The following is a 21,881-nucleotide window of genomic DNA, read 5'->3' on the forward strand; positions in this document are numbered from 1 at the left end:
TTCACTCTTTCTTCATTACCTTTTCTTTTAGGAAATTTCTAACATCATAGAAGAATATATTTTCATATGGGCATGCCTCTACGCAATCTCCTACGCCAACGCATCTTGAATTCTTGAACTGTCCTTGGGATATAAAACTGCCTGGCTGGGATGATAACCCTACTGGGCATGCAAGAGCACAGTCTTTTGTCTTACATGTTACACACTGACTAGGATCCTTAACCTTTAGTTTAAAAAGCCCATATTTTCCAACAAAGCGATTGAAATTTCCCCAGTGGCAGTAACCTGTGTTAATACATCCATAATTTCCGAAATATGGCATCGTGAGGAAAACTGCGTACCACATTATGTCAAATATAATTATGTACATGAAAAAAAGAGGATCAGTACCGTAAATTTCGTAGTTTAGGATATGATAATGATATAAGAAGGAGAAAAGGGCAGCAACTGCCAGAGAGATATAGATTGTAAATGAAACTACCCTGTAAATAAGATTTCTTTCTCCCCCAGTGCTCAATTTTTTGGCAGTAGGTGTTGTCCTGTTAAATTTCTTCATAGAATCGTAAAAAGTGCCCTGATACATAAGTGGAGCTGTACAGAATACTGAACACAGTTGCCTTGCACCAAAGAGAAGTGATAATGAACCACTTATAACGTAAGTAAGAAGCATAGGTATTATTAGAGCTGGAGCAAGCCCTCCAGCTGTGCCTATTCCCATGGACCACCCAATAAAGGGGTATATCCTGGAGTTTGTTACAAGGAAGCTTGGTATAAGGATTGAGTAGATACCATAGGCACCAATCATCAGTCCTAACCTGATTTTGTTTTCAAGTTCTCTTGTTTTCATTATTTTGAAAACTACCAGGGAACCCATTTCAAATCCCATCATTATGAGAAACCATGAGGAACCTGTAATACCACCTACAAATACAACTGTATTATAGAAGAATTCTGTAATCATATTGATGATACTTCCAGAAAAAACAGCAAGATGGAGACTGTTTATGAAGAATGACGTTCCATAATATTGAAAATCAAATGTTGCTCCCATTGCAAATTCAGCAATAAAAACATCCATAAGGAAGAGCGTTGACCACTCTTTATTAGCAAGCCAGTAAACTTTTCCCTTGCCACTAAAATAATTCTTTCTAAGAATTGCATTGATATATACAATCATTTCAAGAAGAACCGCGATAGATACAATTAAAACTGATGATTCGTACTGAAAAATCATTACCCCAATCATCATGAGGCCGTAGATCAGCAATATCTGTAATAGATATCTTGAAAAATTCTTATTGACATAACTTTCCCTGTAGAGACTTTCGAAAATGAATATGAGAAGGGCAGTCATTACTGCGCCACCAGCGAACACTGAAATGCTGATCCATGTATTTTGAGGGATAGCAGTTGGTGTGAAAAACATGACCAGTGACTGAAAAATTATGAAAATGAATGCTATCTTTTCCCCTTTTCTTATTGTGAAAATTGCGGTTAGTCCCATTTCCAGTGCCATGGGAAAAATGAACCAGAATGATGAAACCGTTTGAGAGATTAATGCCACAAAACTTGTTCCATAAATCGTAAATATTGTTTTTGATAGGATTATTGAATTAAAATCAAGACTCATCAGAAATTCATTCAGTAATGTGAGAAATATTATGACTGGTATGCTTATTCTTATTTCAATATCTTCCTGTTCAATTGAACGTACAAAGAGGATCAGTGGGTATATGATTTCTATTGCCATCAGCCCTGCTGAGATGACAATTGCATCTTCCAGTGAGATTGTGATAACTCCTGAAAGATATATCGAAGGACCGAGCAACATTCCGTTCATCATTGCCAGCAATATGTATGTGATAATTTTTCTCAGAGGGTTTTCAGCAGTTCTTGACAAATACAAAATATATGATGTGAATATTCCCATGAGACCCGCAATAAGTCCCAGTATCCACATATCATAGTTCATCAGAATCAACTTAGTAGAAAATATTGGTATTTAAGATATGCCAGAAAAATTTAGAGAACGATAATACTTTCCACGTAAAGTGTCATCAGCGTAATAAACAGAACGGGAATACCTACAATAAGTCCCAGTTTCATATATTCAATCGTATTTATCTTTATCTTGGCCTTTCGATCCAGCATATATAGCCATACGAGAGTCGCCAGAGATCCTATGGGTGTAAATTTTGGCCCTATGTCATTGCCTATTGCATTTGTCAGTAGAATTATTCCAGATATGTGAAGATGCTGTAGTGTAAGATCACCCAGCAATACTGAAGGAAGATTATTCATTATAGAGGCTGTGAATGCAAACAGGAATCCAGTCATAACAAAATTCATACCAAAGGGGAATGATTGAAAGTACCCTACTGCCTTTGCCATGTAAAAAACCATCCCATTTGTTGCAAGTGCATAGACCACTATGTACATTCCAAGAGAGAAAAGGATAATCTGCCATGGGGCTTCTTTCACAGGCTTTACATAATCTATTTTTCTGTTTTTTCTTGCAAGTAGCAACATGAAAACTGCTGCCGGCATGGCAACTATTGAGACTGGAATATTATAGATTCCACCTACTGAATATAATACCACAAGACTAATGATTACTGGAAAGAAAAGTTTAAAAATTACAGGATCTTTGATATCCTCATTCTTGAACTCAACTTTTTTTGGGATTTTAACGGGTATTGACTTTCTGAAATAGATTAAAAGAAATAGGAGGCTCGCAATAATGCTCACCAGATCGGGGACTATCATTACCTCCATATAAGGAAAGAAATCTATTCCAAAATATGTGGCTGCTATAATATTTACAAGATTACTAACCAGAAATGGGATACTGGCAGAGTCAGCTATGAAGCCAACTGCCATTATATAAGCGAATATAGCTTTCTTATCAAGACCTATCCTGTACAGAAGGGCCACTATCACCGGGGTTAAAACGAGGGCCGTACCATCGTTGGCAAAAAAGGCTGAAATAAAAGATCCCACCAGGATTACTAGTATGAATAATCTCTTTCCCGATCCACCTGAATAATTGAGTATCTTTGTCGCAAGATATTCGAAAACCCCTGCTTCATCAAATACCAGTGCTATAATCACGACGGATACAAATGTCAGGGTTGCGTTCCAGACAATCGATACAACATTTAAGAAATCCACAAATGTTGTGAAACCAGCTAAAACTGTTATTATTGCTCCGATTGATGCTGAGTATCCAATTTGAATTCCCTTTGGCTTCTTAATTACAAGACTTAGGGTAAATATGAAAATTCCAAGACTTATGATGAAATCAACTAAGTTCACTTGACAGTTCCCCGACCTTTTTAATGATTTGATCCCTAATGCTCCTTACCTCTTCCAGAGATTTTCCCTTAGGGTCCTCTAATTCCCAGTCTACCATTTTTTTCTTAAGTCCAGCAACCAAAGGAGCTGGACATGAGTCTTCTGCTGAACATCCCATTATGATCACCATATCGGCCCATTGAAGCATTTCTGCATCCATCTTTTTCGGGAGGGTTAAATTAATATGAATTCCAAGTTCTTCCATTACCTCAATTGCCAACGGGTTAATACTAGTCCCGGGCAATGTTCCTGCACTTTTGCAAGTTAATCCAATATGATTTCCATAGGCCTCAGCCATTTTGCTTCTGGCTGAATTCTCAACACACAGGAAAAGTATTCGGTTTTTATTCATTTAATGAACCTTTCAAAATTTTAGATCCTATTGCACTGGTTTTGTAATAAATCCACCTTCCATCTTTTCTTCTGTTCAACAACCCACTTCTAAAAAGTTCTTTTATTTCATTTGATACAGTTGGCTGTGGTGAATCGGTTATGGCTGAAATATCACATACACATAACTCCATTTTTTCAAGCAAATGGATAAACAAGAGTCTTTTTCCATCGGACAATGCTCTGAACATCATTTCTTCCGTACGAATATTTGAGACAAACTTATTTTCAGATACAAATTGCCTAAGCTCCAGAAGTTTCTCTTGGTCAATTTTTCTACAAGTTTCAACATTCATATATTCTGATATATAAATGTGTTACTTAAAATTGACTATATATTTTATGGATGGATATGCCCAGATGTGACCACAAATTTTAAAATTCCTTCGGTTTTCCGAAAAGGGTTTAATTCCTAAGATTCTAGCCTTCCAAATTGGATTTCCCCTAATAGATAGAATATGATAGTCCAAATCAAGCTAGCTGTAAAAACTTCTATGAATGTAAAACCTACTGTATTTGCGTTTATACTTAATTTCTGAAAAGCATTTATAGGGCTAATGATAGAGATATAAGTTATATTTGGAGTGAGGAGTAAGTCACTCCTAATAGTGCTGAAAGGAACTAACCTCGTAAAGAACAAAGATATTCTACTAAAACCGTAGAAAAGGAATAGAATGAGAGTCAGTGGATAAATGAGCTGTTTGGCCTTGTTTTTCGTTCCGCTAATAAGAAAAAAAGTTAGGGATGAAGCTGACATGCCAACCATGAAAAGATCGCTAAAAACATAAAGAGAACCAAATTTTGTCAAAAATGTTCCAAGGAGATATATTGATGACAGATAGGATGTTAGGAATGTCGCCAAAACTGCAAGGAAATTTGCTGTTGCTAAAGCCAGGTATTTACCAGCATAAATATTCCATCTCTTCACGGGTAGAGAGAGAATAAAATCAGTTTGACCATCGCTTACGGGAAAACCTACTATAAATATTATTGTAAGAGCCTCAAATAAAATTAGAAACAGGGATAACACAGTAGATATCTCTCCAATGAATTCTGAATTCACTGTACCTTCTGATGGAAGTATGTAGAACAACTGATATGTTTTATTATTGATCTTATCTGTGCCGTTACTTATTCCATAATCTCTAGGTATGGATAGATGAGACGTTACCCATGATCCATTTACGCGATGTTCTAGTAATCCCCATGCATTTCCGTGGGTAAAATTATATGAGATAGATAATGTCTCGTGAGTAAAACCCCCACTCTCCCCTAGATTTATGATTTTACCATTAGAGAGGAGAAGACGATAATCCATTGTTTTTGTATATTCAGGGAATACATTTACATTAATTATTTCAAGAGATCCCTTGTACGCCAATGCACAATCATAAACTGGAAAGTAATAAGTAGTGTTTACTGGTGTAGAATTTACCGGCACAATAATTTCTGGCTCAGAGCCGTATTTTGCAATTGGTGAAAAGACACGATAAGCTTTATTAGATCGAAACGAAGTAAATGCATATCCATTCTTTATTGTAAAATTAAGACGGTGAATAATGCTGCCCGAAGTGAAATTGCAGTTTGCCTTATCTGTTGGACCAACCTCAAGGAAACACTTCTCATTATTGAATGGAATCCCGCTAGTCGCATGATAATAATATATGCCAAAGTTATATGTACCATTTTCGTAATCATAAGTAATAAAACCTCTTTCCTGCGCCCCGATGGATTTCTTATTTTTTGGAGAGTAAGCAAAGGCAGTAATAGACATTATTATAATTATAAAAATAATCATTGCAATGAAGCTTTTTTTTCGGACTGTGTTGATAAAAGTATTTATTATCTTGTTTTTGCACCTCTTTCCCTTAAATGAAATTCCATTCATTCCTTTTTTGACCAAATAATAACGCCTCCAACTGAAAATATAACAATCCAAAAAATTATTGAAACTATCACTTTTTGATTGTCTGGTAAGCAAAGAGAGTGAACTGGAGAACCCTGATAGGAAAAGAAGATGCGATAGTACTCAAAAGGGTTGAAAAATTCAAAGTTTAGTACTTCTGAATAATAAACGAGGAAACTAGAAACTAAGCGATCATAGACATAGTAAGTAAATAAAGTTATTACTATCGGCAATGATATTATTTTAATAAGACTCTTTGATATTGAAGTTATAAAAAAGGATAGGGATACACCAAACATGCCCAAAAGGAGTATGGGAATAAAAACCTGAGCAATTCCGGAGTTGTTTGTAAAGAAAGAGTTTAAAATAGTATTCGTTAAATATGAGGATAAAAGTACTGTCAAAGTAAATATCCCTGTGACAAATAACAGAGAGATGTACTTCCCAAGGAAAATTTGCCATTTCTTTATTGGCATAGAGTTGGCAAACTCTATTTCCCCGTTAGTTTTTTGAAACCCGAATGCAACTGTGGAAATTATGGAGCAAAAAATGACCAAAATTAGAGAAAATTGTCCAGAAAATTGCATTCCAAGGTTATCAGTAATTATGGTAACTGAGGGGTATGAATAGAAATAGATTGGGTATTGTGTAGAGTGTAAAGATGAGGTTGTCCATGTGCCATTTACCTTTTTCTCAAGCTCTCCGGTTACAACACATCGTGCAGTTAATTCTGAGCTGGATAGTAATGGACCTGAAGCATGATTATTCTTAAGTTGCTCCTTTGTTGGCACCGGAATTGATATAACTCTGTGTTCAAACCCGCCTAATAACCCGAGATTAAGAGTTACATTGTCCGATTCAACAAGCCGATATTCATAGTATGAGGTTGGTTTATAATTATAAACATTGTTTACCAATAGGAGAAAGCCAATGTTTGTATTATTCCCATCATAAACGGATTGGTAAGAGATGTTATTGTTAGAAATATTCCCATTTATAGGGCTCAATGTCCCTCCTGTGCTTCCCAAATTATTAAATGATACGTGGCAACACCAATATTTGTCAGATTTAAAAGAAATATTTGCATATCCACTTGAGTTAGTTGTAAAATTGATTGTAATAGTCCTCTTTCCTGAAAGGCTTTGGTTTTTTATCAGAAGGTCGGGGCTTAGTCTGACATGTCCTTTTAAACCTGACAAAGGCTTACCGCAGTTTGAGGAGTATGCGTGAATTCCGAAGTAGTAAGTCTGATTGTGATAAGTAGTACAGGATTCACAATAATTTGCAGCATTTATGCTCTCACTTGTTTTTTGGGTTCCAGAGATGCTAAACACAGTTAGAAAAATCATAAAAAATATGATTGACATAAGAAATATCTTCTTTCTAAAAGTGTTTTTAATTACTGACACAATTCTATTCGCTGATCTTCCTTTTGAAATACTCCTCCACCTCCTCTTTTCTTTCACTGAGAGAAATGACATCCAATTGTATTTTATTTAGTGATTCTGCAACCTTGAAGGAACTGCCCTTTTTTCCTGAATAGTTTTTGATTGTTGCTTTTCCATACCTTTTACTTTCTTCAATTGATAATTCCACATCTCCAAAGGCAGACAATATGTTGACGATATTTTCATTATCAATTTCATTTTTACAGTAGAATGAGACTTCCACCGTTACTTTATTCACTATGTCATCTACCATTACATTGTCTAAGATCTTTCCCTTATTAATGATGATGAGTCTGTCACATAGTTCGGATATTTCCGGAAGTATGTGTGTGGAGAGAAGTACGCTCTTCCCTTCTTTTTTAAGATTCCTTATGGTGTCCTTGAGAAAGAATACTCCAGATGGATCAAGACCATTGAATGTTTCATCTAACAGGTAGTTCTTAGAATCCATGAATATTCCTATGGCAATATGCATCCTTTTCCTCATGCCGTTTGACATGTTTCCGATTCTGATGTTTGCCTTGGTATCTAAGGACACAGCCTTCATGGCTTTTTGCATTCTCTCAATGATCTCGGCTCTTCTCATACTCAAATAAGTACCGACTTCCATGAAAATGCTTTTGGGTTTTTCCATATTATCCAATAGGGAGTTCTCCGGAACCCATGCAACTGCACCATTAATCCTTATTTTATCTTTTCTTACAGACATACCGTCAATAAGAACATCTCCTTGACTGGGGTTAATGACCCCACAGGCTATTTTCATTGATGTGGTTTTGCCAGCACCATTCAATCCTGCAAAACCTACCACTTCTCCTTCTTTAACAGTAAAGTCCACCTGATCCAAAGCTTTAAACTTTCCGAAATTCTTTGATACATCCTGGAATTCAATGGACATATGCAGGAATTACAACTAATGTACTTAAATGTTGCTAAGTATTTATTAAAACGGTATATATATATATAGTGGTTTGTGTATTATATTTTATGGACGAACAGAAAAAAAACCTTGAGAAAGTTATTCTTTCTATTGCAATAGTGTTTTTGTTTGTTGCGATGGGAGGTATTAATGTTATGAGCGATAGACCTGGAAGTGCTGTTCCGAGACAGCATTATAAAATCGAAGCCAAAAATGTTGTCATGGGAGGACTAGCTGATAAGGGAAATATAACGATGGACAATTTAGTAACAACTTATAATTGGGCAGGATATTGCTTCTTTGATGCGAAACCTTGGTACTATTTCACATCCACGCCGTATGAAATTGACTGGGTATCGGAATATATACATGTGCCAACTACTTCACCGCCTCCCGCAACTGATACTGAACCTTCTTTGATAACTATGTGGGATGCCCTTTCATCCAATTCACAGGGTGATAATATGTACCAAGCAGGAATTCAGATAGACCCATACAATGGTTGTGTCTCTGTTGTTTGTGAACATTTTGCGGAAGGTGTGCCGGGGCATGAAAAAATATATGACTATGCCTCACATAACAAGAAGCCTGTGCTTGAAGGACAAAATTTGTATATATATCTTGTGCATAATCAAAACAAATTCACATTTGAAATCAGCGATATAAGTAATGGATGCGTGTATGAAAATAATACCACAATAACAAGAACCCCATTAACTCCGAGATTTTTCTTGTCGGTAATTGAAACTCCAACAATCAACGAAGTGAATGGCGAGTATCGCTACTTTTCTGTACCTCCATTTACAACTTTCGTTGTAAATAGTTTGGTTTATCAATCCAACGAAAAAATTACTGGAGCAAGTTCATACAATTCTGGCAGTTATGGAAAATATACATTGAGGCAGTCAGGCAGCATATCGCAAAATATAAAGACAAGTTTTAGCACAGCTTGCAGTCCAGATGGTGGTTATTCCGTTCAGTACTGTAGCTCAGATTATACTTAAAATTATAATTCCCCATTATTTTTATAAAATTTATTCTTTTTATGCAGTTCCTTGATGGAAGACCTTAGTATCACTTAATGAAAATTTCTGAATGTGTTAAATCATAGATAGATATTAAATTTATAAAATACAAACTGGTGCAACCAATGTTGATAAATGTATACCTAGGACGAAAGAGTGCAATTGTGAGTAAATCGCTTGATGTACTTTCAATGAAGGGAAATAAAAAGCCCTTTATAGAGGATTATTCTTCAATGGAGATTCATCTTCACCAAGATGTTCACATGTAATTTTCAAATGGTTAGATAATCAGACAAAGATAGAAAATTTATCAGAAGGGAAGGTTGAACCCACAGTTCAAAAGGAATTACTGCTTGTGATGACTAACTCAATCTAAATTATTATGTCGCAGCGAATAAATCAAACATTCCGAACATCCACTATGTTCTCCAATGGAACTTAGGATGTAAAGCATTTACACACACCATCTCCGAAAAATATAATTGCTATTGAATATAATGTTACAATATGCTTGGATGTCAACTATGGCGATCCCGTTAAAAATGTAAAACCAGAAATGACTCTTTTACTGCCTGAATGTTTCTACAATCTTAGAAATGATTTGGCAAAAAAGGGGAATCACCTAGAGTTTTTTTCAGAATGCACCAGTAGCTTATTTTTACATTAAAATTTTGTTACGTAACCTGTAGTCTCCAACTAATAATTTAAAACTGAATTCTTATATTTTGAACTTAACAATGATTACCTAAGTCTGAAGTTCTAATCAAACAAACGTAATCCTTTTCAGTTTAAGCTACATATATCCATATCTTCAAATTATAGGGATTTGATTAGGGATATCTCACCTTCAAAGAGGGTTAAATTGTTGGCTCTGAACCCATAGTAAAAATAATATCAGAAATTTCATAAAGCGCTGGGAGGGAGATTCGAACTCCCGAGCTACAGGAGCACAAGCTTTCCAGACTTGCGCCTTACCAGGCTAGGCTATCCCAGCTTGTACCTCAATTGTTTTAACATATTTATTACTTTAGAGAATTAAGTTGAGGGCTATAGATAACATATATGGCATTGTATTTATATATCCTTAGGTTATGATATAATGGTGATTACATGACTCAATTAAAAATTAAAAAAATCCTTTGTACAGTCGACTTTTCTGATGAGTCAAAAAAGGCATTGGACTTTGCTTATTCGCTATCTTCCCAGATTCCTGGGTGTGAACTGGTTGTTATAAGTGTGTTAAGGCCCATACCCACCCCGATAGGAGATTTTACCGGCGCAAACGAGACGTTAATCGATGATGATCAGGATAACCTGAAGGCAGTGAGTGAAAGACTCAACACTCTGGTCCATGACACCAAGGGAGACTGTATGGCAAAGATTACAGATAAGGCTGTACTTGGAAACCCAGTTGATGAAATACTCAGGAACATAAATGAGGAAAAACCTGATCTTGTAGTGATGGGTAATAAGAAACACGGATTCAGGAGAGGTATTTTTACCGGTTCAGTTTCTGAGAGAGTATCTGCTGATTCTCCTGTATCTGTGTTGATTGTAAGGTAAGATCCACTCCCTGTCTAGAAATGGCAGGTGTAAATATCTTAATTTGCACGAAGAGGCAAAGGTGGCTTTATGTTACATATTTAATCATTTGATTTCCTGAAATGTGGAGAACTGAATATAAATTCTTGGAAGTTTAACTATTGTTGACTTTTCTTCGAATCAAGGAATGATTGGTGAATGATTTACTTCACTTATTTTTTTCTCTTATATCATTCTTTGTCTTCCCGTGAATGGTTCATATTCTCAATGAACGATCACTTAATGAGTCCGAAATACTTCTTGATCAGCACTAATGAAACTATTCTGAGTGCATATTAATCACAGAAGTTTTAAAAACTTTTCATTAAAAAAATTAGTTTCCCATTAGATGTGTGTATATTTTTAGGAATTAATAGATTCATATTACTTCATTCAAGCAACTGTGGGTGTTATAAAACAATATAAGCTTTTGAAATGCTTTTAATTGAGTTTGCAATATCAATATATGTCAAGAATTGAAAGGGATGTAATAGGTGAAGTAAAGATTGAAGATAATGAATATTACGGAATAAACACGTTCCGTGCAATGAATAACTTCCAAATTTCTGGAATCGTTGAGGATAGAGATCATATAAGGTCAATGACAATTGTGAAGAGATCTGCTGCAATTGCCAACAACAAACTTAAAGCTCTTCCTGATGATAAAAAGGAGTATATTGTAAAGGCTGCCGATGAGGTACTATCAGGCAAATATGACTCACAGTTTGTAATTGACGTTTATCAGGCTGGAGCTGGAACTTCCTTCAACATGAATGCAAATGAGGTTATAGCAAACATTGCACTGGAACTGTGGGGGAAGAAAAAAGGAGAATATCAGTATCTTCATCCTAACGATCACGTTAACATGAGTCAATCAACAAACGACTCCTATCCTACCATGATGAGGATCAGTGCCATAATGAAGGCTGAAAGATATATTGATGAAATCAAGAATCTTATAAAATCAATGGAAAAAAAGGCCGAACAGTTTAAGAACAGTAAGAAACCAGGAAGAACGCATCTTCAGGATGCGGCCCCTGTTACGCTTGGAATGGAATTTTCTGCATACGCCTACACTTTGAAGAAAAACCTGAAGGATTTTGAGAATGCCATAGATTTTGTTCTTGAATTGAACATCGGTGGCACTGCAACCGGTACCGGTATAAATACACCAAAAGGGTACAAAGAGGAGATTGTTAAGGAAATATCGAGTTTCACTGGATTCAACTTCAGACCAAGCGATAATTTACCTGGAATAATGGAATTCCAGTCTGATTTTGCAAGGATGATGAATGCCATAGCGGTTAATGCTCTTGATATAAACAAAATGGCGAATGATATAAGATTAATGTATTCCGGACCTGGGGCAGGACTTCATGAGATATTTATTCCCGCAGTACAGCAGGGATCTTCCATTATGCCTGGAAAGATAAACCCTTCAATAGCAGAGGCAATGAACATGATTTGCCATTCAACCATAGGAGCCCAACAGGCACTGAATCTGTCAGTTCAGGCGGGGCAGCTTGAACTCAACGTGATGATGCCAAACATTGACTATGAACTATCAAGGTCCCTTGATATAATGACAAACGGAATGAAGATGTTCAGAACATTGCTGATTGATGGTATAAATGTGAACGAAGAGGCATGTAATGAACATCTCTCAAAAAGTTTCGGATCAGCAGCACTATTGAACCCCGTTCTTGGATACGATACTGTAGCAAAAGTGGTCAAAGAGGCTCTTGATACACACAAGTCAATAAAGGAAGTAGCATTAAAAACGGGAAAGATAACTGAGGAACAGTACACAAAGATAATGACAGGAAAGTGATTCTAAAGAATTTGGAATTTATCATTTTCTCCCAAATTCTCCGAATTCCCTATTTTTTTAGTTTCAGAAGGTAGTTCATGTATACATGGTTTTTAGGCTGATACGTTTTCATTTCCACAGTTTCAAAATGAGTTCCTTTCAGTAAATCCCTGATCTTGTCCTCAGTGTACATCTCAAAATATCTGACATAATTTGAATCACCCATTTTTCTTTCTTCGTTTCTTTCTCCCCTGATTAAACCCAGTAACATAACTGTCCCTTCATTCATGCTTTCAGATAATTTCATGAGAAGTTTCCTTGATTCTTCAAAAGAGATGTGTATCAACGAAGAATACGCCCAAACTCCATCATATCCAGACATATCCAGTTTAAGATCTCTCAAATCAGAAATTATGGTTGTGAATCCTTTCTTACGTGTCTGTTCCGCCATTTTAGCCGATGCGTCCACACATAATACATCCAGCCCTACTTCTCTTAGAAGAACAGCATCTCTACCGGGACCGCTTCCAAGATCAACAACCCTACTGCCTTTTAAATTACTCTTAAAGTCTTGAATTATGTCTTTAGGAAACCCATCCCAGAAATCAGCCGTTTCAGCATCGTATACCTCACTATATATATCGTATGCCTTAATGGTTCTATCATCTTTCTTTTGCATTATATTTGATCCTAAGTGGAAATTAGAAATATATATTTTAAAATGACCTTCTATTTCTTTCTCTCCATTGTATATTAGAATTTCGTGCTCTGCGATAATATTAAATCTATTAGTCTTATCCCATAAAATATGAAAGCAGTAAAGGCAAATTTACTCTATGACGGAAGGTCATCGCAAAAAGATGTGTATATTGAATTTGATGGTACCACAATAAGAAATATTTCACAGAAGAAGCCTGAGTGTGATATTGTTGCAGAGGGCATAGTTACGCCTGCCTTCATAGATCCACACAGCCATATAGGGCTTGACAGGGCAGGAGAACCAGGATCAGAAAGTGAAGCGAATGATAAGCTTGACTCAATGATTCCACTGGGAAGAGCTGTTGATGGCGTATACATGGATGATCATGCATTTAGAGAATCTGTTGAGAGTGGTGTTTTGTACTCTGTTGTACTTCCAGGAAGTGGAAATATTATAGGTGGAATGGGGTCACTCATAAGAAATTTTTCTTCCAATATAAAAGATGCACTGGTAACTGATATTGGGGTTAAGATGGCACTTGGATACAACCCGAGAAGCACCACTGAATGGAAGGGAAAGAGACCAACCACAAGAATGGGTGTAGGTGCTATCATAAGAGAAAAATTCACCATGGCACAGAAAGCATCAAACCTTCTGGATAGTGGAAAGAAGACCCTTGATGAAATTGATGTGGAGACGGAATTCCTCATCAAACTAATAAAGGGGGAATATAGAATAATGTGCCATCTTCATAAGGAAGATGATGCCCTGTTCTTAATGTCACTCGTTGATAAATTCTGGATTAAACCAATAATTAATCACGGAATGGATTTTCACAGCAAAGATATTTTTGATGAAATAAAGAGGAGGGACCTTTCTCTGGTTTACGGTCCACTTGATTCCCATCCGTACAAGGTAGAATTAAAGCATGAATCCTGGAGAAATGTTGGACTTGTACAGAATTCTGGTGTAAGGTTCTCTCTTATATCAGATCATCCAGTTATACTGCAAAGAACACTCTTCCTGACTACCAGACATTTCATGAGATTTGGTGCCACTAAGGAACAGTGCATTTCCTATGTCTCATCTCGTCCAGCAGAGATTCTAGGTCTTAAGGACCTCGGAACTGTGGAGAAGGGCAAGCTTGCTTCATTTTCCGTATGGAACAAGGACCCATTTGAACTGGACGCCTATCCGAAATTTGTATTTGGTGAGGGGAAACTTGTTCATGAAGAGAACTGAAACTGTGTTTGTAAATAGTTTCATAAAACACTTTTTAAAAATAAAAACTTTTAACGGTAATCAAAATTCCCATAAATAGATGTCAAGGAAGATTTATGTTGAATCGTATGGCTGCACTCAGGAAAAATCTGAGACAGGACTATATGTCAACAAAATAATGGGAGATGGAGACAAAATAACACAGGATCCTGAGGATGCGGATCTGAGGGTAATAGGAACCTGCGTTGTTATTAAAAAAACAGAAAATAAGATGCTGGAGAGAATCGGTTATCTTTCAGAACTTGGACAGACTACAGTTATTGGGTGTTTGCCTCCCATATCATCTGGTACTCTTATAGAAAAAAATGTGAATGTAATCAGTCAAAGTGAGTTCAGATCCCTATACAGGGGAGATATGGACGATATAGAGATAAAGGAACCTTCTATTCTTGATGGGGTACCAATTAACCAGGGCTGCACAGGGAATTGTAATTTTTGTATTTCAAGGGTGGCAAGAGGTAAACTCCTTTCAAGAGTTCCTGATAAGATATGCAATCAAATAGGAATGATACTTGAAAGAGGAAAAAGAGAGATAAGAATAAGTTCCCTTGATACCGCAGCATACGGTAAGGATATTGGTATAAGACTTCCAGATCTAATTAAAAAGATTACCTCCATTGATTCTTTTTTCAAATTGAGAGTAGGAATGATGGAACCAAAAAATACTGAGGAAATACTTAATGATCTGATAAGAGAATACAGGAACGAGAAGGTATTCAAATTTCTACATTTACCAGTACAGGATGGGGATGATCGTATCCTTGAACTAATGAACAGAGAATATTCAGTAAGTTCTTATTATAACATAAATGAAAAATTTAGAAACGCATTTAAAAATGGGGTTTTTTCTACAGACATAATCGTTGGCTACCCTGGTAGTGATGAGGAATCTTTCCAGAAGACGTGTGAATTGCTTTACAAAAGTCGACCAGACATAGTTAATATTACAACCTTTTCTCCCAGACAGTATACAAGAGATTTTAATAAGAAGATGCCCCAGTCGAATCTCATAAAGAAATGGAGTGCGGAATATACAAGGATTCATAAGGAAATTTTAAATGAAAATCAATCGAGGTTCGTTGAAAGAGAAATTAGTATATTCATCACCGAGCAGGGAAAGACAGGAACTGTTATTGGTAGAGATGAATCTTACAGACCTGTTGTGGTGAAGAATGAAATACCTCTTTACTCCAAGGTAGATGTAGAAATTGTTGAAACGGGACCCACATATTTAATTGGAAAACAACTCAGGGCATAGTATCGACATTAACTATCTCATCCATGATATATTTCCCATTTCCTTTCTTCTTGAATATCATGTTGAATTCCTGTGCTGTTAGAATAGGACTCTTGTATCTGTCAAAGTCATCTGTTGCAACTCTTGGACACCCTGTGAAGATTATGCAGTCTGCCATCATGTTTTCAAATTCAACTGGCGATGATTCGTTAGAGTATGCAAGTACTGCACTTTTACCCATATCCTGAATTTCTTTTATCATTTTTTCTGCAAGTTTCATTCTGTACTGACCAACCTTTGTGTCTACAACTACTACGAATTTTTTAGCCTCAAGCGCCCTTGCCATATTGGCATATCTTCTTCTTATGTGCCGCTCAGCCTCACTTTTCATTGATCTGAGCCTGAACGGTTCACTCATATCCAGTATAAATACCTCCTTTTCAACAGATAGTTGTGCCCCAAGAGCATGAAATACCCCTGTGGATACAATAATATGACAATCATTCCTGCTTTCCTGATCGTGTAGTGGGCTAAAGTTACAGCCAAGTAACTGTCCATCATATTTTAATCTGCTATCATGCTTTCCCATGCTTACATTGTATCCCTTTTCCTTAAGGAATTTAGAAAGTTCTTCTGCACTTTGTCTATACTGTATGGAATATGCCAGACTTATATTCTTATAATTATTGCGTTCTAATTCTGTCAGATCAAGATCGTTAAAGCTTCTATGATCCTCGTTTATGTATTCCTCGAAAATCACTGGTACCTTATAATTTACATTTGGAATCTCTGTATGACCCAGTTGAACTACTGCATCCACGTTCTTCCATTCATCCATAGTCCCTGTGTCACAGGCACCGTAGAAACCAGAGGAACTAACAATTACATTGAAATTCTTCGAAAGTTCATTGAAGTAATCGAAGACATGAGGTTTTAATCCGTCAGGTAACTGCAATAATATTCTTTTTGCCTTTATTTCCTTTAATCTCTCTATGACCCTTCCTGGGTCCATGTATGCCAATAGAAAGATATCTGATCAGGGTTTAATGCTTTTTCTCATAATTTTTTTCATATCCAGAACTTTACCTTCCTGAATAACTGTAACCTGTGTATTTGTCCAGTCGTAAAACATGTCTCTCATCTCCCCTGCAGAAATAATAAGAAGATCTGCGTCTGCTCCATGATTTAAATTTCCCTTGACACCATCAAGTCCCAGAGAATGGGCCGGAATGGTCGTTAAACCATTTAACAATGCCTCCGGACTCATAGAGCAGTTACGTATGGCAAGATTTCCATGAAACTTGATATCAGTAACTGGATTGAGTGGTGATATATCAGAAGCGACTGCAACTGGAATATGCCTGTTTATCCACTCCCTGCTGTCAACATATTTCTCACCCAGTGAGAATGCTGTCCCCGGTAGAATTGTAGCCACTATATCCTTACCTTTTATCCTTTCCATATTTTCTGTGGATGTGTGAAGGAGGTGATCCACTGATTTTAGCAAGAATTTATCCGCCAGTTCAAGTGCACCCACATCCTTAATTTCATCGGCATGAATCCTGAGTGCCATACCAAGCTCACTGGCCTTCTTGAAAAAATTAAAAGTTTCTTCTTTCGTGAAGGCTCCTTCATCACAAAAAGAGTCAACGAAATCTGCCCTTTTATAAAGTTCAGGAAGTATAACTTCTGTGCTTTCCTTAACATATTCTTCCTTTGTTTTACCTGGTGGCATTGCATGTAATGGTAATAGTGTCTTTACAATGTTTACCGGTAAATGTGATTTCATTATGTCCATCACATCAAGTAATTTCTCCTCGTTTTTAAGGTCAAGACCATAACCTGTTTTCACTTCTACAGTTGTAACTCCGTTCCTAATATGGTTTAATAATCTTCTGGCAGATTGTGAAACTATCTGATCTGTAGAACATGCCCTGGTATCTCTTACAGTTTTTAGAATTCCATTCCCACTTTTCAAGAAATCTATATATTTTGCCCCCCTGGCTCTCAGAACAAATTCCTCACTCCTCTCTCCACAGTAAGCAAGATGAGTATGACTATCTATAAATCCAGGAGTGATGATCATTCCAGTAGCATCTACGATTTCATCAACTTCATATCTACCAGATATACTTGCTGTGGAAACTATGGAATCTATAGATTTTCCATTAATTATTATGGAGCTATCCTGAAGAATTGTTACATCTTCCTGATTCCCATTTCTCACTGAATCTATGGGCTCCGGCACGTAGATTTTATCTGGATTAAATATGATTTTCTTCTTCATTTTTCTCAAATCACCGTTGATAATGAAACAGATATAACAGTCAGAATAAAGGCTATGGTGATGAATACCATGAAAGGTATGTTATACGATACATACTCACTATCCCCAATGGTTACTCTCCTGAACTTTATTTTACTTATATCATTGTTGTTGTTCACTCTGGCACGGTAAGAAAATTTTCCAGTTTTCATATATGTGTAGTAGAGTGAGAAAATCATCGCAATAACAGAACTGAATCCAAGATTCAGGAAGAATATTATTGAAAAAGGCAACCTTATTATTGAGTAGGAAATTGTTAAATAAAAGTTAGCAGTTGAAAATATTATAAGAACCAGAGCCTTAATATCTCCAACTCCGAATAGTACCTCACCTATAACCATATTTGCAAAGATAATTTCGATTACCCACGGAACTATAAGTGCAGGTTCCTTGAGTAGTATTAGAGCTGAACCTGCAATGGCTATAAGTGCAGATAGTGTGATGAACAAGCGGGTTTTCGTGGCTAAAAACAGCAGGCCAAACAGTACAATACTTAAAACAGAGAAGAGTTCAATTCTAAAAAATAAGACATTAATTATAAGACTAACAATTAGCGCCGGGACAAATATGAGATACCAAATTCTCCTCTTCTTAATATCATAATATGAAGCAATGATCAAAGAAACGATAATTATGAGATATAGTAAAGTGCTTAAAATTTCATTCATTTTTCTTCTTTGTGTAGAAGAGAGACACTGCACTCATATCATCCTTACCGTGCTCTCTCATTTCCATTGAATAAATGCTCTTTGATACCGCTCCAAGAAAAGACGGTATTCCAAGCTTACTTTGTTCCTCCAGAGCGTAGTTAAGATCCTTATACTGATGTGCAAGCAGGAATTGTGGTGAAAAGTCCCCATCTTGAAGTTTTTTTGCCTTCAGATCGAGTATTTTTAATGCTGCCCCACCTGCCTGTACTGCCTCCGTGAAGACATCATCCTTTATCCCAAGCTCTCTGGCCAGGCATAATCCCTCAGAAACAGCAATCATATTGATTCCCATTATGAGGTTATTTACAAGCTTCATGGCAATCCCCTTTCCTGCATCTCCTGCATATATCTGTTTTGAAGTAAACGTTTTCAGCATCGGGCTAATTCTAAGAAATGCTTCCCTTGCGCCGCCACATGAAGCAGCCAGTGTTCCAGTTTCTGCGGCAGGTACGCTTCCTATCACAGGACAATCAAGATACTCAACGTCTGAAGTAAAACATATTTTGTGGTTATCCAGACTCTGTTCAACTGATATTGTTGACATATCCACGATTAACTTTTTATCTCCACTGTGAGTTTCTATGATTTCCTTCAATATTGAAGCAGATGCTGCAGAATCAGTTACTATCATGAAGATGATGTCAGAATTTCTTACAAGTTCTGAGATTGATTTCACAGCTATTTTCCTAAATTCCTCAGGAATCTTAGATTCTGTCCTGTTGTATACTGATACTAGAGAGAACTTTTCTCCAATCCTCCTGGAAATTGGGATGCCCATTCTTCCCATTCCGATAAATCCTATCCTTTCCATTAACCTACACCTCAAATATAGACGACCCATAAAGTTGTCTTGCACATTCTATTCCCTTATACTTAATATTTCTATTGTCCAGAAAATCTCTTACGGTAAGATATGCAATTTCCTGTGTATTATTTTCGTCTGAGAGATGGAGTAATATAATCTGTGACTTTTGTTCGCTCAGTTCTCCAAGTGCAAGTGCACACTGATCATTAGAAAGGTGTCCGTAGTTACTCATTATTCTTTTTTTTAAACTTTCCGGATAAGGCCCAGTTTTCAACATATTTGTATCATGGTTGGCCTCTATTGCAAGTATATCAGACCCCTTAATCAGGTCAACATTATCCATTGGAAAATATCCAAGATCAGAGAAAATTGATATCTTCCTTCCCCTGTTTTCAATGACATATCCAACAGGATCAACTGCATCATGAGACACTGAAACACTCCTTATGAAAAAATTACCTATGGTGAGTTCATCTCCAATAGTGAAAGCACGGTCGAAACCCATCTTTAATTTTGCCTTTTCACGGAGATATATTTCTGCTTTCATTTTTCTTGAAGCTGCCCCGAGTCCGGAACTGTGATCACTGTGTTCATGTGTAATCAACACTGATAAGGGGATATCCCCAATGTTTAATTCTTCAAATCTCTGTTTGAATCTTTTTACAGAAATGCCAAAGTCAACTACTAATGCATCGCAATCATCCCATATAATTGTGGAATTTCCCTTACTTCCACTCGATACAACATTCATGAACAGGTTTGACAATATTTCAGAATACTCCACTCACACTTAAATTTTAAGTGAAATTCAAACTTTCAAAGGAGATTACTGCCAGAGAACATGTGTTTACTGATTAATCTGTATAAACAAAAGGGGAATAAATAGAACTATTTGAATATTCATTATAGTGAATTAGGGAGAGCCAAATCTGCTTAAATTTATATTATTCCTTATTGCAGAAAGAATTTTCTCAGGTTCTGGCATAGATCCATTTTTCTTTGTTCCATTACCTGTACCTGTTTCCTCAGAATTAGCTTCAACAATTATGTTCCCAAAGCTCCTCAGCTTATCTATATTGCTTTGCACTATCCTGTTTCTTCTCATCTTCTCGTTCATGTTTGGAACGAAAATAATTGGTTTTTCATATGCAATAAAAGATGTCGATAGAAGATCGTCACCTATCCCACTAACTGCCTTTGCCAGAGAATTTGCACTGGCAGGAGCAACAATGAAAACATCGGCAAGTCCTGTCAAATCAACGTGTGGTATTCTGATATTCCCCTCCTGGCTAAACATATCGCTGAATACAGGATTTTTTGTTTTTAATCCTACAGAATATGGAGATATAAAATTTCTTGACGCATCTGTCATTATGGTCATTATTTGGCAATCCAGATTACTCATCACATAACTCATATAATCAGTTATATTTATAGAACCCAGTGATCCGGTAATTCCCCACAGTATTGTAACTTTTTTAACCTCTTCATTTTTCATGTTTAAGTATTAGTCTGTGATATTAAACTTCTTTATTCACTCAGATATAATATACGATGGATCATTTTAACTGGGAAGTATCTGATGTTGTATAAAAATGAAGTAAAATGTCCTATGCATTAATTACTCCCCTATTAAAATTGAGGCTTAATTATTATCTTACCTGTCAGGGTCCAGTTTAAAAATAGCTGAAATATTCCTTTTTATCTCTGCTGGCTGATGGTGTTCCTCCTCTTAAAAAAAAGGAATTTCTATTTATCTCTATAATTAATTTGTATATCTTATTTAATGTCTATTGAGCTTAATTTTCATCGATTAAGTTAATTTACCACTTTTTGATTTACATGGGAAAATAGTGAGGAAAAATATTGTTAGAGTTGGGTTGGTTCTAATCGTTTTTGGTATCATACTTGTTGTTGCTGGAATAGGTTTGACCTCGGATTACCTCACTGTTAGTCATACATTTGTAAAGGATAAATATTATTATGCATCAAAGGAGATAAACATTACAAGTGATGGCCTGGTAGCTCTTGATGGCAATACAACATTCTACCTTGTTAATGCTAACAATATTTCACTGGTGAATCAAACAAATGTGCAGAATTATTCAATAGCGCCAACTGGACCCACCCATGATGGTTACGGAACAGAATTCCTCGTGGGCTCAGGGTCTTACTACCTGGTGTCGCTTCTAGCTCCCTCAACAGGACTTGTTTATTCTTATACAAGTCACTTCAGCACATTTACAGATCTAGGGATAATTCTTCTGATTGGTCTCTTTCTCATAGTCGTGTCGATAATCATGCTGGTTATTGGATTCGTCTTAAAGGGTAAGAAGAGAGATAAAGAAGAAGATTTTTTAAACGATGAAACACAGTAAAATAGGTACAA

21 protein-coding genes and 1 tRNA gene are annotated in these 21,881 nt (G+C 36.3%); 7 read left to right on the forward strand and 15 right to left on the reverse strand.

Annotation, left to right across the window (positions count from 1 at the left end; all coding sequences use genetic code 11):
* Position 1: 1 nt before the first annotated feature.
* The 7 genes from CSP5_RS08995 to CSP5_RS09025 form a co-directional block, all read right to left on the reverse strand.
* A complete protein-coding gene (locus CSP5_RS08995) occupies positions 2–1,972 on the reverse strand; it encodes a 4Fe-4S binding protein (RefSeq protein ID WP_148690203.1) in 1,971 nt (656 codons plus the stop codon).
* Between the two features lie 50 nt (positions 1,973–2,022).
* Entirely contained in the window at positions 2,023–3,315 is a 1,293-nt protein-coding gene (arsB, locus tag CSP5_RS09000; protein WP_021789742.1) for an arsenical efflux pump membrane protein ArsB, read from the reverse strand.
* Positions 3,302–3,706 (reverse strand): arsenate reductase ArsC, encoded by a 405-nt coding sequence (locus CSP5_RS09005; RefSeq protein ID WP_021789741.1) that lies wholly within the window; start codon positions 3,704–3,706, stop codon positions 3,302–3,304. The genes arsB and CSP5_RS09005 overlap by 14 nt, the downstream gene beginning before the upstream one ends.
* Positions 3,699–4,040 carry an ArsR/SmtB family transcription factor gene (locus CSP5_RS09010; RefSeq protein WP_148690204.1) on the reverse strand — a complete coding sequence of 114 codons (342 nt, stop codon included), beginning with the start codon at positions 4,038–4,040 and terminating at the stop codon, positions 3,699–3,701. Before CSP5_RS09010 ends, CSP5_RS09005 begins: the two co-directional genes overlap by 8 nt.
* Positions 4,041–4,156: 116 nt before the next feature.
* Positions 4,157–5,647, reverse strand: coding sequence for an ABC transporter permease (locus tag CSP5_RS09015; RefSeq protein ID WP_077076694.1), 1,491 nt, complete (start codon positions 5,645–5,647; stop codon positions 4,157–4,159).
* Positions 5,629–7,116: an ABC transporter permease gene (locus CSP5_RS09020; RefSeq protein WP_172399462.1), complete on the reverse strand. Its 1,488-nt coding sequence runs from the start codon at positions 7,114–7,116 to the stop codon at positions 5,629–5,631. The genes CSP5_RS09015 and CSP5_RS09020 overlap by 19 nt, the downstream gene beginning before the upstream one ends.
* The gene (locus CSP5_RS09025; RefSeq protein ID WP_021789737.1) at positions 7,064–7,996 is read right to left on the reverse strand and encodes an ABC transporter ATP-binding protein; all 933 of its coding nucleotides are present in this window, start codon (positions 7,994–7,996) and stop codon (positions 7,064–7,066) included. The genes CSP5_RS09020 and CSP5_RS09025 overlap by 53 nt, the downstream gene beginning before the upstream one ends.
* A gap of 89 nt (positions 7,997–8,085) precedes the next feature.
* Here CSP5_RS09025 and CSP5_RS09030 point away from each other — a divergent pair, with 89 nt between their 5' ends.
* The gene (locus tag CSP5_RS09030) at positions 8,086–9,021 is read left to right on the forward strand and encodes a hypothetical protein (RefSeq protein WP_077076696.1); all 936 of its coding nucleotides are present in this window, start codon (positions 8,086–8,088) and stop codon (positions 9,019–9,021) included.
* 146 nt (positions 9,022–9,167) lie between these two features.
* The gene (locus tag CSP5_RS09830; RefSeq protein WP_021789735.1) at positions 9,168–9,311 is read left to right on the forward strand and encodes a hypothetical protein; all 144 of its coding nucleotides are present in this window, start codon (positions 9,168–9,170) and stop codon (positions 9,309–9,311) included.
* A 642-nt stretch (positions 9,312–9,953) separates the two neighbouring features.
* On the opposite strand, the gene CSP5_RS09035 is transcribed toward CSP5_RS09830, so the two are convergent.
* A tRNA-Ser gene (locus CSP5_RS09035) sits at positions 9,954–10,036 on the reverse strand.
* 116 nt (positions 10,037–10,152) lie between these two features.
* Between CSP5_RS09035 and CSP5_RS09040 the strand changes: the two genes are divergently transcribed.
* Both CSP5_RS09040 and CSP5_RS09045 read left to right on the forward strand, forming a co-directional pair.
* Complete coding sequence (locus CSP5_RS09040) at positions 10,153–10,605, forward strand: universal stress protein (RefSeq protein WP_021789734.1); 453 nt, start codon at positions 10,153–10,155, stop codon at positions 10,603–10,605.
* Positions 10,606–11,089: 484 nt separating this feature from the next.
* Positions 11,090–12,454: an aspartate ammonia-lyase gene (locus CSP5_RS09045; protein WP_021789733.1), complete on the forward strand. Its 1,365-nt coding sequence runs from the start codon at positions 11,090–11,092 to the stop codon at positions 12,452–12,454.
* A 49-nt stretch (positions 12,455–12,503) separates the two neighbouring features.
* Here the strand turns inward: CSP5_RS09045 and CSP5_RS09050 are convergent, their stop codons facing one another.
* Positions 12,504–13,112, reverse strand: coding sequence for a class I SAM-dependent DNA methyltransferase (locus tag CSP5_RS09050; protein WP_021789732.1), 609 nt, complete (start codon positions 13,110–13,112; stop codon positions 12,504–12,506).
* Between the two features lie 129 nt (positions 13,113–13,241).
* Here CSP5_RS09050 and CSP5_RS09055 point away from each other — a divergent pair, with 129 nt between their 5' ends.
* Both CSP5_RS09055 and CSP5_RS09060 read left to right on the forward strand, forming a co-directional pair.
* Positions 13,242–14,375, forward strand: a complete 1,134-nt coding sequence (locus tag CSP5_RS09055) for an amidohydrolase (protein WP_021789731.1) — start codon at positions 13,242–13,244, stop codon at positions 14,373–14,375.
* Positions 14,376–14,454: 79 nt separating this feature from the next.
* Positions 14,455–15,672 (forward strand): tRNA (N(6)-L-threonylcarbamoyladenosine(37)-C(2))-methylthiotransferase, encoded by a 1,218-nt coding sequence (locus tag CSP5_RS09060; protein ID WP_021789730.1) that lies wholly within the window; start codon positions 14,455–14,457, stop codon positions 15,670–15,672.
* Here the strand turns inward: CSP5_RS09060 and dph2 are convergent.
* The 6 genes from dph2 to CSP5_RS09090 form a co-directional block, all read right to left on the reverse strand.
* Positions 15,662–16,663 carry a diphthamide biosynthesis enzyme Dph2 gene (gene dph2, locus CSP5_RS09065; protein WP_021789729.1) on the reverse strand — a complete coding sequence of 334 codons (1,002 nt, stop codon included), beginning with the start codon at positions 16,661–16,663 and terminating at the stop codon, positions 15,662–15,664. The genes CSP5_RS09060 and dph2 overlap by 11 nt on opposite strands.
* 24 nt (positions 16,664–16,687) lie before the next feature.
* Complete coding sequence (gene hutI, locus CSP5_RS09070) at positions 16,688–17,938, reverse strand: imidazolonepropionase (protein WP_148690205.1); 1,251 nt, start codon at positions 17,936–17,938, stop codon at positions 16,688–16,690.
* A gap of 5 nt (positions 17,939–17,943) precedes the next feature.
* A complete protein-coding gene (locus tag CSP5_RS09075) occupies positions 17,944–18,645 on the reverse strand; it encodes a hypothetical protein (protein ID WP_021789727.1) in 702 nt (233 codons plus the stop codon).
* On the reverse strand, positions 18,638–19,498 hold the full coding sequence (locus CSP5_RS09080; protein ID WP_021789726.1) for an NAD(P)-dependent oxidoreductase: 861 nt from the start codon (positions 19,496–19,498) through the stop codon (positions 18,638–18,640). Before CSP5_RS09080 ends, CSP5_RS09075 begins: the two co-directional genes overlap by 8 nt.
* A 4-nt stretch (positions 19,499–19,502) precedes the next feature.
* Positions 19,503–20,276 carry an MBL fold metallo-hydrolase gene (locus CSP5_RS09085; RefSeq protein WP_021789725.1) on the reverse strand — a complete coding sequence of 258 codons (774 nt, stop codon included), beginning with the start codon at positions 20,274–20,276 and terminating at the stop codon, positions 19,503–19,505.
* A gap of 129 nt (positions 20,277–20,405) precedes the next feature.
* On the reverse strand, positions 20,406–20,990 hold the full coding sequence (locus CSP5_RS09090; RefSeq protein ID WP_021789724.1) for a flavoprotein: 585 nt from the start codon (positions 20,988–20,990) through the stop codon (positions 20,406–20,408).
* Between the two features lie 355 nt (positions 20,991–21,345).
* Between CSP5_RS09090 and CSP5_RS09095 the strand changes: the two genes are divergently transcribed.
* Complete coding sequence (locus CSP5_RS09095; RefSeq protein WP_021789723.1) at positions 21,346–21,870, forward strand: hypothetical protein; 525 nt, start codon at positions 21,346–21,348, stop codon at positions 21,868–21,870.
* The last annotated feature ends 11 nt before the right edge of the window (positions 21,871–21,881 follow it).

Origin of the sequence: Cuniculiplasma divulgatum (assembly GCF_900083515.1) — an archaeon.
Taxonomy (GTDB): domain Archaea; phylum Thermoplasmatota; class Thermoplasmata; order Thermoplasmatales; family Thermoplasmataceae; genus Cuniculiplasma; species Cuniculiplasma divulgatum.